This window comes from Streptococcus halotolerans (assembly GCF_001598035.1).
GTDB classification, from domain to species: domain Bacteria; phylum Bacillota; class Bacilli; order Lactobacillales; family Streptococcaceae; genus Streptococcus; species Streptococcus halotolerans.
In genome coordinates this window covers 1,661,279-1,681,924 of sequence record NZ_CP014835.1, presented here as the reverse complement: position 1 = coordinate 1,681,924, position 20,646 = coordinate 1,661,279, and the positions used below count along the sequence as shown (strand labels likewise).

The 20,646-nt window shown below is 40.0% G+C and carries 17 protein-coding genes; 4 read left to right on the top strand and 13 right to left on the bottom strand.

Going from position 1 to position 20,646, the window contains the following annotated elements; genetic code table 11:
• Positions 1-19: 19 nt before the first annotated feature.
• Positions 20-1,150 carry an N-acetyldiaminopimelate deacetylase gene (locus A2G56_RS07760; protein ID WP_062711105.1) on the top strand — a complete coding sequence of 377 codons (1,131 nt, stop codon included), beginning with the start codon at positions 20-22 and terminating at the stop codon, positions 1,148-1,150.
• A 63-nt stretch (positions 1,151-1,213) separates the two neighbouring features.
• On the opposite strand, the gene spx is transcribed toward A2G56_RS07760, so the two are convergent.
• From spx to A2G56_RS07745, 3 genes are all read right to left on the bottom strand, one after another.
• Entirely contained in the window at positions 1,214-1,612 is a 399-nt protein-coding gene (gene spx, locus A2G56_RS07755) for a transcriptional regulator Spx (RefSeq protein WP_026217660.1), read from the bottom strand.
• Positions 1,613-1,941: 329 nt separating this feature from the next.
• Positions 1,942-3,084 carry a recombinase RecA gene (gene recA, locus A2G56_RS07750; RefSeq protein ID WP_062711102.1) on the bottom strand — a complete coding sequence of 381 codons (1,143 nt, stop codon included), beginning with the start codon at positions 3,082-3,084 and terminating at the stop codon, positions 1,942-1,944.
• Positions 3,085-3,232: 148 nt separating this feature from the next.
• Complete coding sequence (locus tag A2G56_RS07745; protein WP_062711099.1) at positions 3,233-4,489, bottom strand: competence/damage-inducible protein A; 1,257 nt, start codon at positions 4,487-4,489, stop codon at positions 3,233-3,235.
• Positions 4,490-4,833: 344 nt separating this feature from the next.
• On the opposite strand from A2G56_RS07745, the gene A2G56_RS07740 reads away from it, so the two are divergent.
• Entirely contained in the window at positions 4,834-6,756 is a 1,923-nt protein-coding gene (locus tag A2G56_RS07740) for an ABC transporter ATP-binding protein/permease (RefSeq protein ID WP_062711096.1), read from the top strand.
• A 193-nt stretch (positions 6,757-6,949) separates the two neighbouring features.
• Here A2G56_RS07740 and A2G56_RS07735 read toward each other — a convergent pair whose 3' ends face one another.
• The 6 genes from A2G56_RS07735 to argR form a co-directional block, all read right to left on the bottom strand.
• Positions 6,950-7,501, bottom strand: a complete 552-nt coding sequence (locus tag A2G56_RS07735) for a DNA-3-methyladenine glycosylase I (protein ID WP_062711093.1) — start codon at positions 7,499-7,501, stop codon at positions 6,950-6,952.
• A gap of 281 nt (positions 7,502-7,782) precedes the next feature.
• Positions 7,783-8,376 (bottom strand): Holliday junction branch migration protein RuvA, encoded by a 594-nt coding sequence (ruvA, locus tag A2G56_RS07730; RefSeq protein WP_062711090.1) that lies wholly within the window; start codon positions 8,374-8,376, stop codon positions 7,783-7,785.
• Between the two features lie 9 nt (positions 8,377-8,385).
• Positions 8,386-9,609 carry an MDR family MFS transporter gene (locus tag A2G56_RS07725; RefSeq protein WP_062711087.1) on the bottom strand — a complete coding sequence of 408 codons (1,224 nt, stop codon included), beginning with the start codon at positions 9,607-9,609 and terminating at the stop codon, positions 8,386-8,388.
• A gap of 38 nt (positions 9,610-9,647) precedes the next feature.
• Positions 9,648-11,624, bottom strand: a complete 1,977-nt coding sequence (gene mutL / locus A2G56_RS07720; protein WP_062711084.1) for a DNA mismatch repair endonuclease MutL — start codon at positions 11,622-11,624, stop codon at positions 9,648-9,650.
• A gap of 163 nt (positions 11,625-11,787) precedes the next feature.
• Positions 11,788-14,343 carry a DNA mismatch repair protein MutS gene (gene mutS / locus A2G56_RS07715; protein WP_062711081.1) on the bottom strand — a complete coding sequence of 852 codons (2,556 nt, stop codon included), beginning with the start codon at positions 14,341-14,343 and terminating at the stop codon, positions 11,788-11,790.
• An 11-nt stretch (positions 14,344-14,354) separates the two neighbouring features.
• Complete coding sequence (argR, locus tag A2G56_RS07710; RefSeq protein WP_062711078.1) at positions 14,355-14,792, bottom strand: arginine repressor; 438 nt, start codon at positions 14,790-14,792, stop codon at positions 14,355-14,357.
• 158 nt (positions 14,793-14,950) lie between these two features.
• Here argR and argS point away from each other — a divergent pair, with 158 nt between their 5' ends.
• Entirely contained in the window at positions 14,951-16,642 is a 1,692-nt protein-coding gene (gene argS, locus A2G56_RS07705) for an arginine--tRNA ligase (protein WP_062711075.1), read from the top strand.
• Between the two features lie 47 nt (positions 16,643-16,689).
• Here argS and A2G56_RS07700 read toward each other — a convergent pair whose 3' ends face one another.
• The 3 genes from A2G56_RS07700 to A2G56_RS11010 all read right to left on the bottom strand — a co-directional run bounded on the left by A2G56_RS07700 (position 16,690) and on the right by A2G56_RS11010 (position 18,491).
• A complete protein-coding gene (locus tag A2G56_RS07700; protein ID WP_062708466.1) occupies positions 16,690-17,949 on the bottom strand; it encodes an ISL3 family transposase in 1,260 nt (419 codons plus the stop codon).
• A 159-nt stretch (positions 17,950-18,108) separates the two neighbouring features.
• Positions 18,109-18,288 carry a hypothetical protein gene (locus A2G56_RS11015; RefSeq protein WP_237334403.1) on the bottom strand — a complete coding sequence of 60 codons (180 nt, stop codon included), beginning with the start codon at positions 18,286-18,288 and terminating at the stop codon, positions 18,109-18,111.
• A 14-nt stretch (positions 18,289-18,302) separates the two neighbouring features.
• Positions 18,303-18,491: a hypothetical protein gene (locus A2G56_RS11010; protein ID WP_237334447.1), complete on the bottom strand. Its 189-nt coding sequence runs from the start codon at positions 18,489-18,491 to the stop codon at positions 18,303-18,305.
• A gap of 485 nt (positions 18,492-18,976) precedes the next feature.
• On the opposite strand from A2G56_RS11010, the gene A2G56_RS07690 reads away from it, so the two are divergent.
• Positions 18,977-19,423 carry an organic hydroperoxide resistance protein gene (locus tag A2G56_RS07690; RefSeq protein WP_062711073.1) on the top strand — a complete coding sequence of 149 codons (447 nt, stop codon included), beginning with the start codon at positions 18,977-18,979 and terminating at the stop codon, positions 19,421-19,423.
• Between the two features lie 201 nt (positions 19,424-19,624).
• On the opposite strand, the gene A2G56_RS07685 is transcribed toward A2G56_RS07690, so the two are convergent.
• Positions 19,625-20,503: a YitT family protein gene (locus A2G56_RS07685; protein ID WP_062712528.1), complete on the bottom strand. Its 879-nt coding sequence runs from the start codon at positions 20,501-20,503 to the stop codon at positions 19,625-19,627.
• Positions 20,504-20,646: the final 143 nt, after the last annotated feature.

The following is a 20,646-nucleotide window of genomic DNA, read 5'->3' as shown; positions in this document are numbered from 1 at the left end:
CAACTAGGAAAGAATGATTATGGCTTTAGATTTAATCCAAATTAGACGAGACCTTCATCAAATCCCTGAAATCGGCTTAGAAGAATTCAAAACTCAAGCCTATCTCCTCGAAAAAATAGCAGAATTAATCCAGAACAAGCCTTTTGTCAAACAAAAAACATGGCGCACAGGAATCCTTGTATTCGTTCAAGGCTACGCTGCTCAAAGAACAATTGGTTGGCGAACAGATATCGATGGGCTTCCCATCCATGAAGAAACAGGACTTGATTTTACTAGCCGACATGCCGGACGCATGCATGCTTGTGGTCATGATATGCATATGACCATCGCCCTAGGACTTCTCGAAAAACTGACACAGCTACAACCGAAGGAAAACTTACTTTTTCTTTTTCAACCTGCTGAAGAAAATTTAGCTGGTGGTATGCTCATGTATGAAGATGGGGCCTTCGGTGAATGGAAACCCGATGAATTTTACGGCCTTCATGTTCGTCCAGATATGAAAGTTGGTGATATTGCGACCAATACTGGAACCCTTTTTGCTGGAACTTGTGAAGTTAAAGTAACCTTTAAAGGCAAAGGTGGTCATGCAGCTTTCCCCCATCAGTCAAACGATGCCCTAGTAGCAGCTGCCTATTTTATCACTCAGGTTCAAACAATTGTCAGTCGTAATGTCGATCCGATTGAAGGAGGGGTGGTTACCTTTGGAGCCATGCAAGCTGGTACCACAAACAACGTGATTTCAGAAACAGCTTTCCTACACGGAACCATCCGAGCACTAACACAAGAGATGAGCCTCCATATTCAAAAGCGTGTTAAAACCATTGCAGAAGGGGTAGCTGCTAGTTTTGATATGGACGTTGAGGTCGTGCTAAATCCTAGCGGCTATCTTCCTGTAGAGAATAAACCAGATTTAGCACATGAGCTGATGAACTTTTTTCAAGGACAAGCCAATGTTAATCTGATTGACTGTCTTCCTGCAATGACAGGCGAAGATTTTGGTTACTTGCTAAATAAAATTCCAGGTGTGATGTTTTGGCTGGGTATTGACACGCCCTATCCTTTACACCATGCTAAGATGAATCCTAGTGAAGAAGCTCTCGCTTTCGGTGTTAATCATATCTCAGCATTTTTAAAATATAAATGTTGTTAGTCCAAAAAATGCTTAGCTGTGGTCAGCTAAGCATTTTTTCCTGTTATGTTTTATGATGTCTTCTTATAATGCTGCACGCAAACGAGCCTGTTCATTCTCAACATTTCGAATATTACGAGGCAAGAAGGCACGAATATCATCTTCCTTGTAACCCACTTGAAGACGCTTGTCATCAATTAAAATTGGACTCTTAAGAATACGTGGATTTTCCTGAATCAAATCAATGACTTGACTGAGACTAAGTTCATCAATATCGCAGTTCAAAGCTTTAGCATAGCGATTTTTTGAAGAGACAATACTCTCAATACCGTTTTCAGTTTTAGCCAAAATAGCTAAAATTTCTTCTTTGGTAAGTGTTTCTTTTCCTAAATTCTGTTCTTTATAAGGGAGCTTGTGCGCATTGAGCCAAGTTTTTGCTTTTTTACAGCTCGTGCAGCTTGAGATGGTATAAATTTTAATCATGTACATTCTCACTTTCTATCCCATGATAGTTACATTATAGCACGTGTACGTTTTCAAAGATATAGGTCTTGGGACCTATTTTTGATTTTGTCAAGTATTTACCTGAAAAGTAGCACAAAAACTTAAACTTTTCTTAAAGTAAAAAGGCAGGACAACAATCCTACCTCGTCTATTTAGACTCATTCGCTTAAGACTGTGAATGAAGCAGAGTCATACTATAAAACTACTAGATTTTAAGGATTAATCACGCCTAACCTATCAATACATTAGGAAGTGCCTGTCACTTACTCTTGATTTCTAAAGTTTTTGGGAAGTAGCCAATAGCTCTTTTACTCTTCAATCTCAATGCTACTATCAAGATCGAGAACCAACTCGTCTGCTTCAACCGGTGTTTCATCTTGTTCTTGAACAGCTTCAGCTTGGTCACCTTCGATCATACCATAGTGAACACGTACTTTTTGATCGATGTCATCAAAAATGGCTGGATTCTCCGCCAGGAACTTCTTAGCATTTTCAGACCCCTGACCAATCTTTTCACCGTTATAAGAGAACCATGCGCCGGCTTTTTGGATAATATCCAAATCACTAGCAATCTTAACCAACTCGCCCGTCCGAGAAATCCCTTCACCGTACATAATGTCTACAAAAGCTTCTTTAAACGGTGGCGCAACCTTATTTTTAACAACCTTGATTTTAGTTTCTTTACCGACATTTTGATCTTTCTTATCACCAGTTCCTTTAATTTGGGTGTTACCACGAACATCCAAACGAACAGATGAGTAGAATTTAAGAGCACGTCCGCCAGGTGTTGTTTCAGGATTACCAAACATTACCCCAACTTTTTCGCGCAATTGGTTGATGAAAATAGCGATTGTTTTAGTCTTGTTGATAGAGGCTGATAATTTACGCATGGCCTGACTCATCATACGCGCCTGCAAACCAACGTGGCTATCACCGATATCACCATCAATTTCCGCACGGGGCACTAGAGCAGCAACCGAGTCCACAACCACCAAGTCAACCGCACCTGAGTCGATCAACTTACCAGCGATTTCAAGACCTTGCTCCCCTGAATCTGGTTGTGACAAGAGCAGTTCATCAATATTAACACCAAGCGCCTGAGCGTAAGCTGGATCCAAGGCATGCTCGGCATCGATGAAGGCAGCAATCCCACCTTCTTTCTGAGCTTGAGCAACGGCATGAAGCGCTACAGTTGTTTTACCGGAACTCTCCGGTCCATAGATTTCAATGATACGCCCTTTAGGGTAACCACCAGCACCAAGAGCAATATCGAGTGCCAATGACCCTGAGCTCATGACCTGAACTTTTTGTTCAGCACGTTCACCCAGCTTCATGATAGCTCCCTTACCGAAATCCTTTTCGATATTCTTTAGAGCATCATCAAGTGCCTTTTGACGCTCGTCCCCAAACTTTTTAGAAATGGTATCTAGTTTTTTTTGTTTTTTAGCCAAAATAGTCTCCTATGTTCTTAAATAAAACTAACGTTCAACAACGATCACCGTTAGTCATACCATAATCTTACCCTGATATTTCCACAAGTTATCCACAGAAACACCCAAAGTATCAACCCCTTTATTATACCAAATTAAGTGGATATAATCATGTTAGCAATGCTTGTCGAATCATATTTAGAGCGTGTAAGACCGCAATATATCGAATATCTGAACGACTACGACCGCCAATATGAACTTTTTTGACACAAACACCTGCTTCGCTAGCTAGTCCGATAAAGACCGTGCCGACTGGTTGCCCTTCAAGCTCATCAGGACCCGCTACTCCAGTTAGAGAAATAGACAAATCAGCCCCAACTTTTTCACGCGCTGAATGAGCCATAGCTTTTGCCGTAAACTCACTGACAACACCATGCTTTAATAAATCGTCTCGAGAAATCCCCAACATTGCTGCCTTTTGTTCCAAACTATAGGTCACAAAACCACCCTTGAAAATCGAAGACACCCCTTGAAAATCAGCAATCGTCGATTGAAAGAGCCCTGCCGTCAAGCTTTCTGCTGCCGTAATGGTTTTTCCAGAATCCTTCAACAACTCAACCGTCACTTGAGCTAAAGAATTGCCCTCGCCATAGCCATATAAATGACTTTTCAATGGTAAATCATCCAAACCTTGCATCGCTAAGAGTTGTGCCTCTAGTGCATCCAACTTAGTATCTGCGGACTTCTGGTCTTTAGCCTTGGTTGATAGTCGCAAGGTTACTTCACCAACTTTAGCATAGGGAGCAAGAGTAGGATCAGTTTGCTGGTCAATCATATCTGCTAACACCGTCACCAACTGGCTCTCACCGATGCCAAAGAAACGAAGTACACGAGAATAAAGCTGCTCACCGCTAGTTGAAAAGAGGGGCATTAAACCATCCTGTACCATCGGTTTCAGCTCACTTGGAGGACCAGGCAAGACGACATAAGTGACACCATCAACAGTCAACACACCACCAACGGCAAGTCCTGTAATGTTTTGAATGGGAGTTGACCCTTCAACCATTTGAGCCTGACGCTCGTTATTAGGAGTGCGGCTATATTTAGGTCGAGATTTAAAAAATTGATCTAATTTATGATTGGCTGACTCGTCAAAGACCAAGTCCCTCTTCAAATACTTCGCCAAGGTTTGTTTCGTTAAATCATCCTCTGTTGGGCCTAAGCCACCACATAAAATCACCAAATCACTACGTTGACTTGCCAAATCAATGACCGATAGAAGCCTCTCTTCATTATCTCCTACGGCTGTTTGATAGTAAACATCAATCCCGATTTCGGCCATTTTTTCCGACAAGTATTGCGCGTTGGTGTTAACAATTTGCCCAGTTAAGATTTCTGTTCCGACTGCAATTAATTCTGCTTTCATTTACCCACCTACTTTACTATTCGAATTTTTGCCTTTATTTTAACAAAAAAAGTAGTAAGACAGCTACTTTTTTTCATAAGATGTTATTAAAACCAAGGACGACGTCCACTGGTGGAATCATCATCGCATTCACAGCAGTCTCAACTATCACCCCCATGGCTAGGCGAGGTATCGCTTAACAAAAAGCAGTTTATAAAAATTGTACAGAAAAAGATGGCCTTTTCAATATAACACATTCAAACTTAATTCAAATCCTAAAATATAATGTCTTCGCGCTGGATTACTGAATTTTTCTGAAAATTAAGTTACACTAGTAGGCAGTTAAAAATCATTTTGGAGAAGTTATGTCTATTTTAGAATTACAAAATATCCACAAGTCTTACTATTTAGGAAAAGAAGCATTTCCCGTCCTCAAAGGCATTGATCTAAGCTTCGACCAAGGAGACTTCGTTTCTATTCTTGGCGAATCCGGCGGTGGTAAATCTACTCTGATGAACATCATCGGTGGCTTGGACCGTTCTTATGACGGAGATGTGATGGTCAATGGGCAACGTCAAAAAGATAAAAAAGAAAAGTCAATGGACAATTACCGTCGTGATACCATTGGGTTTATCTTTCAATCATTTAATCTTGTCAATTACCTCACTGTCTTAGGCAATGTCATGACCAGTCTTCAGATGACCCAATTAAGCCATAAAGAACAGGTTAAAAGAGCGGAAAAACTCCTCAAACAAGTCGGACTTTATGAGCACCGCAAGAAAAAGCCCGCTCAACTCTCTGGTGGGCAAAAACAGCGTGTTGCTATCGCACGCGCTTTAGCCAGTGACCCTGATATCATCATTGCTGACGAACCAACTGGGGCTTTGGATAGCCAAAACACCAAGGAAGTTCTCAACTTGTTGCAAGGGATTGCCAAAAGTGGAAAAACGGTGATCGTGGTGACCCACTCACAAGAAGTTGCTGACGCTGGATCACGGATTGTCCGTCTAGCTGATGGTCGTGTGACTGGAGATGAACGTCTTCGCCAACCTTTCAGCCAATCGGTCAGCCCTAAAGCTTTCCAAGCTCGTCCACTCAAATCTAGAGATATTTGGAAAATGGCTTTCGCCCACTTTCGAAATGCTTGGAAGCAAAACCTGATGATCACCGCCGGCACCGCTATCGGTCTCTTTGCCGTTATGTTTTTCTTAGGCCTAGGCAATGGTGCGACCAACTACATGAACCACTTCATTGACGGGATTGCCAACCCTAAAGCTTTCCAAGTTTTCAAACCTGATCAAACCAGCATGAGTGAGCAAGATATTTCTGATGTCGCTAAGACTAAGCACATCACCAAAGTCGAAAAGGGCTACATGTCGCCTGCCTTTCAAGTAACTCTTAAAGGTCAGAAGACCAATCCTAAACCTCAGCCTAGCCAAACAGACCAAGATGGACCAAATAACCTCATTACTAAAAATGCCACCTTATTAGCCGATAGTATCTCTAATAAAAAGTATCCTAAAACTGACCAAATCGTCCTGTCTGAAACACAAGCCAAAGCACTGGTTGGAAAGACATTTGAAAAAATCGTCGGTAAAACGGTCACTCTAACCCTTCCACTAGTACAAGAAAAGGTAATCACAAAAGACTTGATTGTCTCAGGAACTAGCACCAGCTACAATATGGTTAACTTCAAAGACATACAAGACGCAGCAGCTAAGGAAAACATTGATCTAAAACCTAATTTCATAACAGCCTCTGTCGATGATTTGAACAACACCAAGGCTGCTCAAAAGGCCGTCCGCCAGCTTCAAAGTAATGGACAACGCCGTTTCCGTGTGGCTAGTATTGGTGATATTTTAGATAGTATTGTTCAGGTGACTTATATTGTTAGTGTTGTGCTTGCTTTAATCGCTGGTATCTCACTACTTGTCAGCATCCTTATGATTGTTGCCACTACTTATATGAGTGTCTCTGAGCGAACTAAGGAGATTGGTGTTCTTCGAGCTATGGGAGCTCGTCGCAAAGACATCCGTCGTCTCTTTGTCAACGAAAGTTTATTATTGGGTATCTCAGCTAATATCCTAGCTATTATCACAGCCTTTCTAGCACAATTTACTGTTAACCAGCTGGTCTACAATACGATTGAATTTGACATTATTCAAATGTCACTCATGTCAATCATCATTACCGTGATTATTGGTATCCTTATCGCCTTATTGGCAAGCATCGCACCAGCTAGCAAAGCCGCTCGCCTTAACCCAATTGAAGCGCTAGCTGCAGAATAAACAAGCGTCTAGGATAAAGAGATAAATTTTAGAAAATACTTTATCATCTATACCTAGTCAGTTGATAAGACTCTAAAAAAGAACAATCGTTGTTTTTCTGTTGAAGAGAATACGTCGATTGTTCCTTTTTTATGTTTTGTGTCAGATGCTTTTGATTACTTGGCTGTTTTATAAAGATATGATCAACTAAGCACTATTTAAACTCACAGTCATTCTCATGATCATTGACCAAGCCAGCTGCCTGCAAGAAGGATTGAACAGCAACAGGACCAACAAATTTAAATCCGGCTTTTTTCAATGCCTTAGACACTGTCTCTGAAAGGTCTGTCTTAGCAGGTACTTGGCGATAATCAGCGACGTCATGTCTTTTCGTTTCGCCATTGACGAAGGACCAGATATAGCTATCAAAGGAACCATACTCTTTTTGAATCCCTAAAAAAGCTTGTGCATTGGCTCTAGTCGCATACAGTTTCAGACGGTGACGAATAATCTCAGGATTCGTCAAAAGCTCATCCAATTCTTTATCTGTCATCATTGCTACTTTACCCACATCATAATGATAGAAAGCTTCACGAAAAGCTTGACGTTTGTTAAGAACAATCTCCCATGATAAGCCAGCCTGGTAAGTTTCCATGCACAACAGCTCAAACAAAGCTTGTTCCTTATGAAGCGGCTTGCCCCACTCCTCATCGTGGTAAGCCACATAAAGTGGATTAGATTCCTTGACCCAAGAACAACGTTTCATGTGAAACCTCCTCTGATTTTTCTATCCGCGTAAACCTAACAAAGTACTCCTCGGATAGCTAAGGACTACCAATCATAAGTCACATCACACGATGGGAATAAGTGACACTACACAGTTTTAGCATGAAACTTAAGCCATTTTAATGCTAGCCCTATCCAGGACCAAATGATCTGACAAAGTCATTAAGTACACGCTACAAAGTGAGTAAAAGGAAAAAAATTTTGAGACACCGGTGTCTTCATCAGATCTCCTAATGTCACTGTTGCTTTCCCCATCACGGCCTACTTCATCAACATTTTTAAAGCTGATTTGATGTATTGCTCTGCGGTTTCGTTGGTGCCCTCGAAGAAGGCCTTAATTTTCTTGAGTTCGCTGGCTTTATAGCCTAAGGCCAGAAGAGCTTCCATAGCTTCGTCCAACTGCTCATTGGTCGCGACAGTTTTCGTTTTCGGTGCCTTGCCATTTTCCATTGGAGCATCGATAAATTTACCAGCTAAATCAAGAATCATTTGTTGAGCTGTTTTCTTACCGATTTTAGGGAATTTCATTAAATACTTGATATCACTATTATCAATAGCCTTAACCAATCCCTCATTATCGTCCACAGCCACAATGGCAAGTGCTGTCATTGGTCCAATACCCGATACTGAAATTAATTTAAGAAAGACGTCCTTTTCGTCATCTGAGTGGAAGCCAAACAAAAGATGAGCATCTTCTCTGACCACATGATGCAAGTAAATCTGGACATCTTGATTGACACTTTCTGAAAATGAGTAAGGATTAGCTACATAGATGATGTAGCCCAAACCGCCAGCTTCTACTACAATAAACTTTGCGGTAATTTTTGTCAATTTTCCTTTAATATAGTCGTACATGATTTCTCCTTAAGAAAGATGGTGCAACTTAGCTGAATGCACCATAAGATAAAGTCCCAGTGAAGCTATGAGGATAAAGGTCAGCTGAACTCCTAGTGTCCCTGTAAATTCACTGAGAGATACCATAGCGCCAGCAATAATAATCCCCAAAGGTTGGGAAATAGCCAAAAAGCCTGAATAAGAGCCAATCTTGTTCTCATTCATCATATTGACTCGAAGAACCTGACTAGCTGGAATATAAATAATCTCTCCTAATGTATAGATTACAGCAGCTAACATAATTGGAATAAGCGTTTTAAAGGTTAAGGCTGCAAAAATCCCCGTTGCAAAAATGCTTCCCCCTAAAAGGATTTGAGGTAATAAGGACATCTTTTCTGTTAAACGATTGATACTCGTCATCAAAAGGACAATCATGACCGTATTAATAAACAGAGCTAGGCTAAGTAATTTTGGCCCGCTAATTGTTATCCCAAATAAATCTGTTTCTTGATAAAAAGTCTTGTAATGGATAGGAATATAGTTGTCCACTTGTCCCCACACAGCTGCAAAGAGAATAGTACCTAAAGTATAAAGCATAAAGACCTTGTCTTTAGCAACCTCACTATAATTACGAAAAGTCGCTAAAACGCCACGTCCATGACTAAAAGCAAAGTCTTTGGGACGAGTCTCTTCAAATTTCAAGCGCATAATAACGTAAGAAAAAGCTGCCATAAGTGTCATCACTAGAAGCAATTCAAAAAAGTGATGATCATAAAAAGCTCCAGCTATGCCAGCACCCATCATAACCGCAACGTTGATTAACCAGTAATTGATGGTGTAAACAAAGCGTCTGTTTTCTTCGGTGGTTAAGTCAATTAGCATCGCTTCATAAGCAGGATGAGCAAAATTAGAAGCCACTTCAACTGTAAAAATACCAATGAAAGTCATGGCCGGTTGAACTTGTCCAGGTATGTTAGCAACTGTTGTCAGAACATAACCTATGAAAACGCCAAAATTTCCCAAATCGGTCACTTTTTTGCGTCCCAAAGAATCTGAAAGGTGACCTCCATAGAGGGTGGCCACAAAACTAACAATCTGCGTCACAATAACAAGTAAACCTGTAATAAAAGCACCAAAGTAGTGTACATAGTACATCGACATAAAAGGAAAAATAGCACTTCCCAGAATGATGGAGATAAACCGTAATTCCTCGCGCCATTGCAATTGTTTCGGCAGGGTAAAAAATTTCCTCATAATACCTCCTTTACAATCACGTTTACAACATCGTCAACTTAATATTTTCCTAAGTCTCGTAAACTGGTATGATTTTCTTGAATCCTTCTAAACATTTTTTCCATATCAGATGATGAAAAATTGATTAAAACTGGACGTCCATGCGGACAGTTATAGGGATTCTGACACTGAGACAATTGGTAAATCAAATTGCAAGCAGAATAATCATCAATGATATGATTGGCCTTAATAGATCGTTTACAACTCATCATAATCGCCAACTCTGCACGATATTTCTTAATAGAAACTTCGTTCGTCAGCAAGAGCATGTCACACATTTCATAGACACCTGATTCAATTTCTTCTTCTTTCATCCAAATCGGATGCTCACGCAGAATAAAGGTGCTATCTCCATAAGCCTCTAAATAGATCCCCACTTGATTTAACAAGGGCATTTTCTCTTGTAAATTCAAAAAATCAGCAGATGAGAATTCAAATAGATAAGGGACTAAAAGCTGCTGTAATGAACTGTCAACTTCACCAATTTTATCACGATAATACTCATACTTAACACGTTCTTGGGCAGCATGTTGGTCAATGATATAAAGGCCTCCCTTGCCCTGCGCAAACAGATAAGTCCCATGCATCTGACCAAAGTAATCCAATTCTGGAAAAGTCGAGGTTTCTTCATTTTCCAAATGATCAATCATACGATTGATTTTTGATTTATTTTGAAAATCAAGGCTACCATGCTCTTCATTATCAAGAAGATGATCATCTCTTTCAGCAAATTTGATATTGGGCGCCCCTTTGACATCAATGTTGACATCGTTGTCAACAAAGTTTACATTTTTGTCAATATCTTTAGGTTCCTCTTCTTGTTCAAATTGGGTTGGTTCTTCTAAAATACTTGGGCGTTCCAGAAAATCTTGTTTGTCAGTATCGTAATAAATATTGGATTGTTTCAATGACAAGCTAGTTTGGAAAGGTTTGTCTGCCGTTCGAGTAGCAGACTTAGCTAAATTTTCTAAGGCATCTGGAATTAAATCCTGTTCTCGAAGTGATTCCTTGATAGCTGTGCTAATCAAGGTCATCAGTTCACGTTCTTTTGAAATACGGACTTCTTGCTTAGTAGGATGAACATTGACATCAGCTAGGTAAGGATCGATTTGAATATCAATCACTGCAATCGGAAAACGACCAACCATCAACTTAGAGCCATAACCATCTAAAATAGCACGATTCAGTAAGAAATTCTTAATGTAACGACCATTTATCAAGAGTGTGATGTAATTACGATTGGCACGGGTTAATTCAGGCAAACTGACATATCCGGATACTTCAAAATCTAAATCAGCTGTGGAAATTTCCACCATTTTTTTAGCTGTATTAAGTCCATAAATACCAGCAATAGCTTGTCTTAAATCCCCTGTTCCTGCTGTTTGAGTTACCTGGCGTCCGTCGCTGGTCAAGGTAAAAGCAATATCAGGATGGGCTAAACTCAAACGGTTTACAATATCAACAATATGAGCCAATTCGGATTGTAAACTTTTAAGGTATTTGAGTCGAGCAGGGGTATTGTAAAAGAGATTTTCAACAGAAACCTTAGTTCCTGCAGGACGTGAAATAGTCTCTACTGACTCAATCTGACCTCCTTTAGCAAACAAAACTGCTCCTACTGACTCATCCTCGCTGGCCGTTTCCACAGTCAGATAGGAGATAGAGGCAATAGAAGGCAGGGCTTCGCCACGAAAACCTAGTGTTCGGATACGGAATAAATCTGCTTGGTTTTTGATTTTACTGGTGGCATGGCGTTGCAAACTTAATTCCAAATCATCGCGGCTCATTCCAATTCCATTATCAGTGATCACCATTTTTTGTAAACCAGATTCTTCAATGTCAATACTGATTTGGCTGGCTTTTGCATCGATAGCATTTTCCACTAGTTCTTTCACTACACTGGCCGGCCGTTCAATGACCTCTCCTGCAGCAATCTGATTGGCTAAGATTTCGGGTAATTCAATAATTCTACTCATACTGACCTCGCTTTATGTTGCTAACTATTATAACACAAATACTGAATCATCTTAGACAATAAAAAGCCTATGAAAGGTCTGACGCATACTCCAATCATTAGATTTTTAATCTAGCTTTTTGAGAGTCAGGACAATCATAAACTTTTTGATTTTTGATAAAACACTAAAGTAATTTTTTAAGTTCAAACAAAGTATTCATGGCTTCCATCGGCGTAAGATTTAACACGTCAACTTTCTCCAGTCGAGCCGCCAATTCAGCATACTGGTCATCTGCAAAAAGAGACAGTTGACCTACCGGTTCCTCAACTTGATTGGTGGAAACTGGCTCTGAAAGAGGTTCAACATTTAATTGTGCGGAATGGCTCTCCAAATCTTGTAAAATACGATCCGCTCTTGTGAGCACTGAAGCGGGTAAGCCTGCAATTTTAGCGACATGAACCCCATAAGATTTATCAGCTGGACCTTCAGAAATCCTATGGAGAAAGGTTACCTCACCTTTTTCCTCTACTGTTGCTACGTGAACATTGACAAGACTTGTCAATGTCGTTGACAGTTCTGTCAACTCATGATAGTGCGTCGCAAACATGGTTTTTGCTTTAATCTGGTCATGGATATATTCAATAATGGACTGGGCCAAGGCCATTCCGTCATAGGTCGCCGTTCCACGTCCTAACTCATCAAAAAGAATGAGAGAATCTGATGTGGCCCGATTGATAGCTTGGTTGGCCTCCATCATTTCAACCATGAAGGTAGACTGTCCCGAAATCAGATCATCTGCCGCTCCAATACGGGTAAATATGGCATCAAAAATCGGAAGATTGATCGTATCAGCTGCCACATAGCCACCCATTTGAGCCATCACCACTGATAAAGCGAGCTGTCTCATGTAGGTTGACTTACCACTCATATTTGGACCAGTAATCAATTGGATCGTCGTTTCTTGATCGAAGTAAATATCATTTGGGATATATACTTGCGTTCCCATAACCTTTTCCACTACTGCGTGTCGCCCACCAACAATCTCAATGATATGTTGGTCATTGAAAACAGGTCGCACATAATGATTAGTCTCAGCAACAACAGCCAAACTTTGCAACACATCGACTTTTGCCAAAACTTTTGCTAGGGTCTGCAGGCGATCGATATAAGTCTCCACACGGGCACGAAGTCGCATAAAAATATCGTATTCTAGATTAGCTGATTGCTCCCGCGCTTCCAACATATCTCCTTCAATCTTGGCTAGTTCTGCTGTTCCAAAGCGTTCTGAATTTTTCAGTGTTGCTTTTCTAAAAAAATAATCTGGCACCAAGGAAAGGTTAGAGTTCGTCACATGGAAATAGTAACCATCTTTTTTATTATAGTCAATTTTAAGAGTAGAAATTCCCGAAGACTGGCGCTCTTTAGCTTCAATATCAGCAATCCAAGCTCGACCCTCTTTCATGACCTTACGATAGTGATCCAAAGTGTCATCAAAGCCTGTACGAATAATGCCGCCTTCTGAAATAGTTGCTGGCGCATCTGGATCAATGGCCAAACGAATCAAAGATTCCAAATCAGGGATACTGTCAATTTGACTGTCAACCTTGTCAATGACATCAACTTCAAAAGCTGATAAAACAGCCTTTATAACAGGAACCTTTGTCAAGGTATTTCCTAATTGTAAAAGATCCTTAGGAGAAGCTTTACCAAAAGAGACACGGCTGGCTAAACGCTCAATATCATAAACACCTTTGAGACTTTCCGTTAAATCACTTCGATTAATAAAGTCATCTAAAAAAGCTTGAATAATATCCTGGCGCTCCTTAATCTCATCAAAGCGAATAAGAGGACGGTCAATCCATTGGCGTAGGAGACGCATACCCATTGCTGTTTTCGTTTCATCGAGCAGCCAATAGAGACTTCCATGCTTCTTACCAGTACGAGCATTCTCCAGGAGATCCAGACTAGACTTAGTAGCATAAGTCATCTGTAAATAATCTTTAACCTCGTAATGCACCAAGGCTTGAATGTGCTTGAGCTCTCTCATTTGTGTACGGTGAACGTAAGAAAGCAATTTTAAGGCACTTGTCTGTTCAAGAGGACTTAAGGTATCTGAAACCAATTCTCTGTCTTCGAAAAGCTGAGTTTCATAAGACAAAATCAAATTCATTTGCTTCGCAAAGACTTCCTTATCTTCATCTGAAAGTTCAAAACCAATAAGTAACTCTTTTGCTCTGAGGTTCTGGATTTCACTTTTTACCGTCAAAAAGTCAGCCAAAACAGTCACCATAAACTCACCCGTAGCCAAATCCATATAAGCAAGACCATATTGACTACCATCAAAATCTAAGGCTACCAAAAAGTTATTGGCACTGTCTGGCTTACTAGAATCCACTGCTGTTCCTGGCGTGATCACTTGAACCACATCGCGCTTGACCACACCGACAGCCTGCTTAGGATCCTCCATCTGCTCTGCAATAGCAACCTTATAGCCCATTTCCACTAAAACATCAATGTAGGCTTGGGCAGAATGATAAGGCACACCCGCCATAGGAATCGGATTCTCAGCGTTTTTATTACGGCTAGTTAAGCTAATTTCTAAAATTTGTGCCGCCTTAACCGCATCGTCATAAAATAATTCGTAGAAGTCCCCCATCCGGAAAAGCAAAAAAGCATCTGGATAATCTGCCTTAATATCCAGATACTGCTGCATACCAGGGGAAATTTTTTCTTTTACCATGGTTAATCCTTTTACAATTGTGCTGAAATATCTTGGTAAATCGTCTCGGCAGTCTCTTCATTTTGGCAAATAACCAAAAGCGTGTCTGCTCCCGCAACAGTACCCAAAATATCACCGCGTTCTTCTTGATCGATAATGTTAGCTAAAACATCTGCTTCACCTAAATTAGTACTCAAAACGAGCATAAATTGAACTTTCGAGACCTTATTGACAAAGTCACTAGCTCGTTTACTAAAATGTTTGCCAGTCACTTCATTCAAGCAATAGTAAAGTTTCCCTTCATCACTACGCAGCTTGATTAATCCAATCTCGCGTAAATCTCTAGATAAGGTCGCCTGAGTCACAAAAATATCTTGGTGCTCCAGAAGGGTCTTGATTTCTTCTTGCGTACCAACTTGATGATGTGTAATAATACGCTTAATTTCCGCATGTCTCTGTATTTTATTCATTTTTATAGTATCCTTTTTACTCTAACTCACCCTAAATTATAGCAAAAATGGCTGTTTTTTTCATCTTTTATATAAATTCATAGAATTTCAAAAAAGTCTACTAAGCTTTTGGAAAAATATGTTAAAATGGTTAATAACAAAAAACCAAAGGAGACATCATGACTGAAAAACAACTAATCGCCTCAAAACTTGCTGCTGTCTTAAATGACCTAGATCAAGAGACCATTGAACAACTACTTGAAAAACCTAAAAATGCTAGCATGGGAGACTTAGCTTTCCCAGCATTTTCATTAGCTAAAGTCCTTCGCAAGGCACCAAATTTGATTGCAGCTGAAGTTGCTGAACAAATTGACGCTTCTGACTTCGAAAAAGTACAGGCAGTTGGCCCTTACGTCAACTTTTTCTTAGACAAATCCAAAATCTCAGGACAAGTCTTAGCAGAGGTTGTTCAACATGGCAGCCACTACGCTGACCAAAATCTTGGCCAAAACCGCAACATTATCTTAGATATGTCTAGTCCTAACATTGCCAAACCATTCTCTATTGGACACTTACGTTCAACTGTTATAGGAGATAGTTTAGCGTACATCGTGGAAAAATTAGGCTATAACCCTGTACGTATCAATCACCTCGGAGATTGGGGCAAGCAGTTTGGTATGCTCATTGTCGCTTATAAAAAATGGGGCGATCAAGCTGCTGTTGAAGCTAATCCAATCTCAGAACTTCTCAAACTTTATGTTCGTATCAATGCTGAAGCTGAAGAAGATCCTTCTCTTGATGACGAAGCACGTGATTGGTTCCGTAAATTAGAAGCTGATGACGAGGAAGCTGTTTCTCTTTGGCAATGGTTCCGTGATGAAAGCCTCGTTGAATTTAACCGAATTTATCAGGGGCTTGCAGTGGATTTTGACTCTTACAATGGTGAAGCCTTCTACAATGACAAGATGGATGAAGTGATTGATCTTTTAGAAGAAAAAGACCTTCTCCAAGACTCTCGAGGAGCTCAAGTCATTAACCTTGAAAAATACGGTATCGAACACCCAGCTATGATTAAAAAATCGGATGGTGCTACACTTTATATCACCCGTGACCTCGCAGCTGCTCTTTATCGTAAACGTACTTATGACTTTGCTAAATCCATCTATGTTGTTGGTAACGAACAAGCTGCCCACTTCAAACAGCTTAAAGCGGTTCTGAAAGAAATGGGATATGACTGGTCAGATGATATGCATCACGTTGCTTTTGGTCTGGTTACTAAAGAACGTAAAAAATTGTCAACTCGTAAAGGTAATGTTATCCTTTTGGAACCTACAATTAACGAAGCTGTTAATCGTGCTCAATCTCAAATTGATGCTAAGAACCCAGATCTTCCAAATAAAGAAGCTATTGCCCGTGCTGTCGGTGTCGGAGCTATCAAATTCTACGATCTTAAAACAGACCGTACGAACGGTTATGACTTTGACCTTGATACCATGGTTTCCTTCGAGGGAGAAACTGGTCCTTACGTCCAATATGCTCATGCGCGTATCCAGTCAATCTTGCGTAAAGCGGATTTCAAACCAAATACTGAGGCAACCTACAGCCTATCTGACAACGAAAGCTGGGAAATTATTAAATTGATTCAAGATTTCCCACGTATTATCAGACGTGCATCAGACAACTATGAGCCATCCATTATCGCTAAATTTGCTATCAATTTGGCACAAAGTTTCAACAAATACTATGCACACACACGTATTCTCGATGACAATCCAGAACGTGACAGTCGCCTAGCACTTTCATACGCGACAGCAACTGTTCTTAAAGAAGCTCTTCGTCTTCTTGGCGTTGAAGCACCAAACGAAATGTAATAGTATAAAAAACGGCTCTTTGTCAACTGTAGTGGGTTGACTTATAGCTAACACCGAGAGAGGACCAGTTTGGTCTTCTCTTTTGTTGTGTTCAAAGCAAGATAAATCCGTTTTTTGAAGTTTTCGAAGTTCCTAAAGCCAAAAGCATTTCGCTTAATGACTTTAATAAGGTTGTTGGTGGCCTCTAGTTTGGCATTGGAATAAGGTAGTTTCAGAGCATTAATAATCTTCTCTTTGTCTTTTAGAAAGGTTGACAAGACGGTCTTGAAGATGGGATGGACCTGTTTGATGGTATCAGAAATGAGTTCAAAGAAGTGTTTCTCCTGCTTTTCTTGGAAATGAAAGAGAAGGCATTGGAAGAGTTCATAGTGGTGACGTAGCTCATCAGAGTAGTTCAAAAGACGTTGCACAATCTCTTGATTGGTCAAGTGCATGCGAAAAGTTGGACGATAAAACCGTTTATCGTTTAGGTTACGACTATCTTGTTGGATGAGTTTCCAGTAACGTTTCAAGGCCTTATAGTCGTGAGATTGACGCTCAAATTGGTTCATGATTTGGATACGGAGACGGTTCATAGCACGAGATAACTGTTGAACAATGTGGAACCTATCGAGAACAATCTTCGCCTTAGGAAACAGTTGCTTAGCGATGTCATAATAGGGACTAAACATATCCATGGTGATGACTTTGACACGACTGCGCACCTTGTGAGAATACCGCATGAAATGATTTCTGATGACAGCTTGCGTCCGCCCATCAAGGATAGCGATAATCTTGTTAGCATCGAAATCTTGGGCAATAAAGCTCATCTTTCCCTTCTTGAAAGCATACTCATCCCAGGACATGTTCTCAGGTAACCAGGTTAAATCGGTCTTGCACTCAAAGCGGTTGAGTTGCCGATAGACAGTTGACACAGAGATAGACAGGTCTTCAGCGATTTTTGTCATTGCTTCACGGCTCATGAGTTTGTCGGTGATTTTGTGGTTAATGATGTTGGGAATCTGATGATTTTCTCTGACTAGAGAGGTCTTAGCGACAGCCATTTTCCCACACGCTTGACATTTGAAGCGACGCTTTTTGAGACGAATCAGTACTTTACAACCCGCCATTTCCAGATAGGGAATTTTGCAAGGCTTTTGGAAATCGTACTTTGTCATTTTTCCTTGACAATCAGGGCATTGCGGGGCATCATAATCTAACTTGGCATGATACTCTCTGTGAGTGAAGAACTTGTCAAATGTCTTTTCAAAAGTGATGTTAGGGTCTTTAATGTCAAGCGAATCTTTGATATAATCTAATTGTTCCATATGAGTCTTTCTAATGAGTGGTTTGGTTGCTCTTCATTATAAGTCATATGGGACTTTTTTGCTATATTCAAAAAGACTCCATAATCTCCGAGAAGAATTTACCCACTACAGAAATTATAGAGCCTAAAAAACACGACCTCCACGGCCGTGTTTTTTACATTATGGTAAGAACCTCACATCAATCAAGGTAGGAAAAATGGCTAAAACTGCAAAAGCTAGAATGAAACCAAGAACAATCAAAGGCTTTTGATAAGGGTACTTAGCTTTTTCAATGCTGGTCTCTAAATCATCCAAAGTTTTTCCTTGACTAAAGGCAAGCATTTGACGATACGTTTTCAAATCATAATTGGCCTTTATTTTTCAACCTTATGAGCATAATAGATTCCAAAAGCTGCTAAAGGCAGATAAACGAGAAATCCCCACCAATCTAAATAATAAAAAGCAGGAAACACCGTAAACAAGAGAGCTAACATTGCCCACATCATCTTTTTGGCATAGCAATCCATAAGATCGATATCTTCTTTCTTAACAATTTTTTTCATTTTATCGAGATCTCCTTCAATTAGTTGAGCCAAGGAAACCTTAAAACAATGACTAAGTAAGACGAGCGAGTGAACATCTGGATAGGACTTGTCAGTCTCCCAGTTAGAGATCTTTTGTCTAGTCACATAGATCTTTTCTGCCAATTTTTCCTAAGATAAATTGAACTGCTGACGATAACTTTTAATGTTTTCTCAACTTCTAGGCGATACCTCCCTTCTGAAATCCGTCACCAATTCCCTAACTTCCTCAGTCACTCCTAGTTTATCGCTTTTATTCAGCCTATTCTACTAAATCTTTTGACATGATATTAAAAATGTGTCAACATCTTTTGACAAGTGACTTAACGCATCTTTACAGACCTGTCAACTTGATTATCTTTTTCGCTAAACAGATTAGCTAAGACTGATTTGTCAAATCAATAAACAACTAGTCTGCCTTTTAACCTTGAAAATGCTATAATGACATTAGATATGGAGGTGCTGATATGTCAAATTATCAAAAAATCTATGAAACTTCTGCTGTAAACACTGGTGGACGTAGTGGTATTAGCTATGTTGAAAACAGTAGTTTTCAAGTCACCATTTCAAGTCCTAAAGAAATGGGAGGTGACGGTAATGGTACAAACCCTGAACAACTGTTTGCACTTGGTTACTCAGCCTGCTTCAATAGTGCCTTAGAAGTTGTACTTGCACTAGAAAATATCAAAGCTAAGTCAATGATTACCCAGCGCACACAACTCTTCAAAGCAGATGGCGCTGATTTCAAACTGGGTGTTGAAATCGAAGTTTCTGTTGATGGTAAATCAGCAGATGAAGCTAAAGAACTCGGTGAAAAAGCTCATGAAGTGTGTCCTTACTCTAAAGCGACACGTGGTAATATCGATGTCACCATTATTGGTGTTGATTATGATGCCAATAAAGAAGCTAGATAAGTTGGTCGAGGCGCTATCGTTTCTGTAGTAGGTAAATGCCGCCGCAGGGACGATAGGGCTTTTTGAGTATCAAAAAACTTCTAATAACCACAATAGTAAGCAATGAAACTCCTCTTCTTAAAAAACTAAAAAGAGGAGACCAGAATGTTCTCCTCTCCTACTTAATATTATTCCTCGTTTATCATTGACCAGGCCTCTGGTTTATACCCTTTTGTCGACTTTTTTTCGCCTAATTTTGAAATCTGAAGAAATCACTTCATCAACATTAAGCACTGAAATAAAGGCATTTGGATCTAGTACTGCCAAGATATCTTTGACTTCACGCACTTCACTAGGATTCAAAACGACGTAAAGAACATCAAATTCATGACCGGTATAAGCTCCTTTTCCTTGTAGGTAAGTCACTCCTCGACTGATTTCTTGTAAAATAGCTGCCGCAGCCTTGTCCGACTCTTTGGTAATAATCAGCATACCACGAACCATATAACCACCATTTTGCACAACTGTCAGAACTTGACTAAAAACAAAACTAGCGATTAAAGTATAGAGCATATGCTTTAGATCAATATAAACCAAAGAAGATGCTAACACCAAAACATCAATCATCAGCAAGGTTTGACCCAGATTCATCCCTACTTTTTCTTCCAAAACACGACCAACAATATCTGTACCGCCAGTTGTAGCACCGTAACGAAAGACAATTCCACTGCCCGTTCCAGAAAAAATACCTGCTACAATCGCGACCAGCATCATATCATCTTGTAGACCAAGTTCCATCGGAATACGTTGCCAAAGCCAAATGAAAATAGATAGGGTCACCGTACCATAAATCGTTAGCAGCAGCGATTTCTTTCCAAAAACGCGAGCTCCCAAAACAAAGAGTGGTAAATTAATCAGTAACGACGACAAGGCAGGATCTATGCCAAAAAGAGCATGTAAAATCAAAGTGATCCCCGATACGCCACCCTCTGCTAGATGATTGGCCATATTGAAGTTCACAAACCCAAATGCATATAAAGCTGTCCCTAATGCAATCCAAACCAGATGAATACTATCTGAAAGATGCCATCTAAATTTCATACCATTACCTCTTTTTAACATCTTATTTTTCAAAGATGAGTGTTTCATTTCATCGTCATAAAAAGAACCGATGGCTCCTTTTACCTTAGTATAGTCATCAGGGAGTCCAGACTACAGCAGGAAAATCCCTTCGACTATCTAAC

Excerpts from the sequence above, each read along its gene's own strand:
- A2G56_RS07760 (WP_062711105.1), top strand. The coding sequence starts at position 20 with ATGGCTTTAGATTTAATCCAAATTAGACGAGACCTTCATCAAATCCCT.
- spx (WP_026217660.1), bottom strand. The coding sequence starts at position 1,612 with ATGATTAAAATTTATACCATCTCAAGCTGCACGAGCTGTAAAAAAGCA.
- A2G56_RS07745 (WP_062711099.1), bottom strand. The coding sequence starts at position 4,489 with ATGAAAGCAGAATTAATTGCAGTCGGAACAGAAATCTTAACTGGGCAA.
- A2G56_RS07740 (WP_062711096.1), top strand. The coding sequence starts at position 4,834 with ATGTCTATTTTAGAATTACAAAATATCCACAAGTCTTACTATTTAGGA.
- A2G56_RS07735 (WP_062711093.1), bottom strand. The coding sequence starts at position 7,501 with ATGAAACGTTGTTCTTGGGTCAAGGAATCTAATCCACTTTATGTGGCT.
- ruvA (WP_062711090.1), bottom strand. The coding sequence starts at position 8,376 with ATGTACGACTATATTAAAGGAAAATTGACAAAAATTACCGCAAAGTTT.
- A2G56_RS07725 (WP_062711087.1), bottom strand. The coding sequence starts at position 9,609 with ATGAGGAAATTTTTTACCCTGCCGAAACAATTGCAATGGCGCGAGGAA.
- mutL (WP_062711084.1), bottom strand. The coding sequence starts at position 11,624 with ATGAGTAGAATTATTGAATTACCCGAAATCTTAGCCAATCAGATTGCT.
- mutS (WP_062711081.1), bottom strand. The coding sequence starts at position 14,343 with ATGGTAAAAGAAAAAATTTCCCCTGGTATGCAGCAGTATCTGGATATT.
- argR (WP_062711078.1), bottom strand. The coding sequence starts at position 14,792 with ATGAATAAAATACAGAGACATGCGGAAATTAAGCGTATTATTACACAT.
- argS (WP_062711075.1), top strand. The coding sequence starts at position 14,951 with ATGACTGAAAAACAACTAATCGCCTCAAAACTTGCTGCTGTCTTAAAT.
- A2G56_RS07700 (WP_062708466.1), bottom strand. The coding sequence starts at position 17,949 with ATGGAACAATTAGATTATATCAAAGATTCGCTTGACATTAAAGACCCT.
- A2G56_RS11010 (WP_237334447.1), bottom strand. The coding sequence starts at position 18,491 with ATGAAAAAAATTGTTAAGAAAGAAGATATCGATCTTATGGATTGCTAT.
- A2G56_RS07690 (WP_062711073.1), top strand. The coding sequence starts at position 18,977 with ATGTCAAATTATCAAAAAATCTATGAAACTTCTGCTGTAAACACTGGT.
- A2G56_RS07685 (WP_062712528.1), bottom strand. The coding sequence starts at position 20,503 with ATGAAATTTAGATGGCATCTTTCAGATAGTATTCATCTGGTTTGGATT.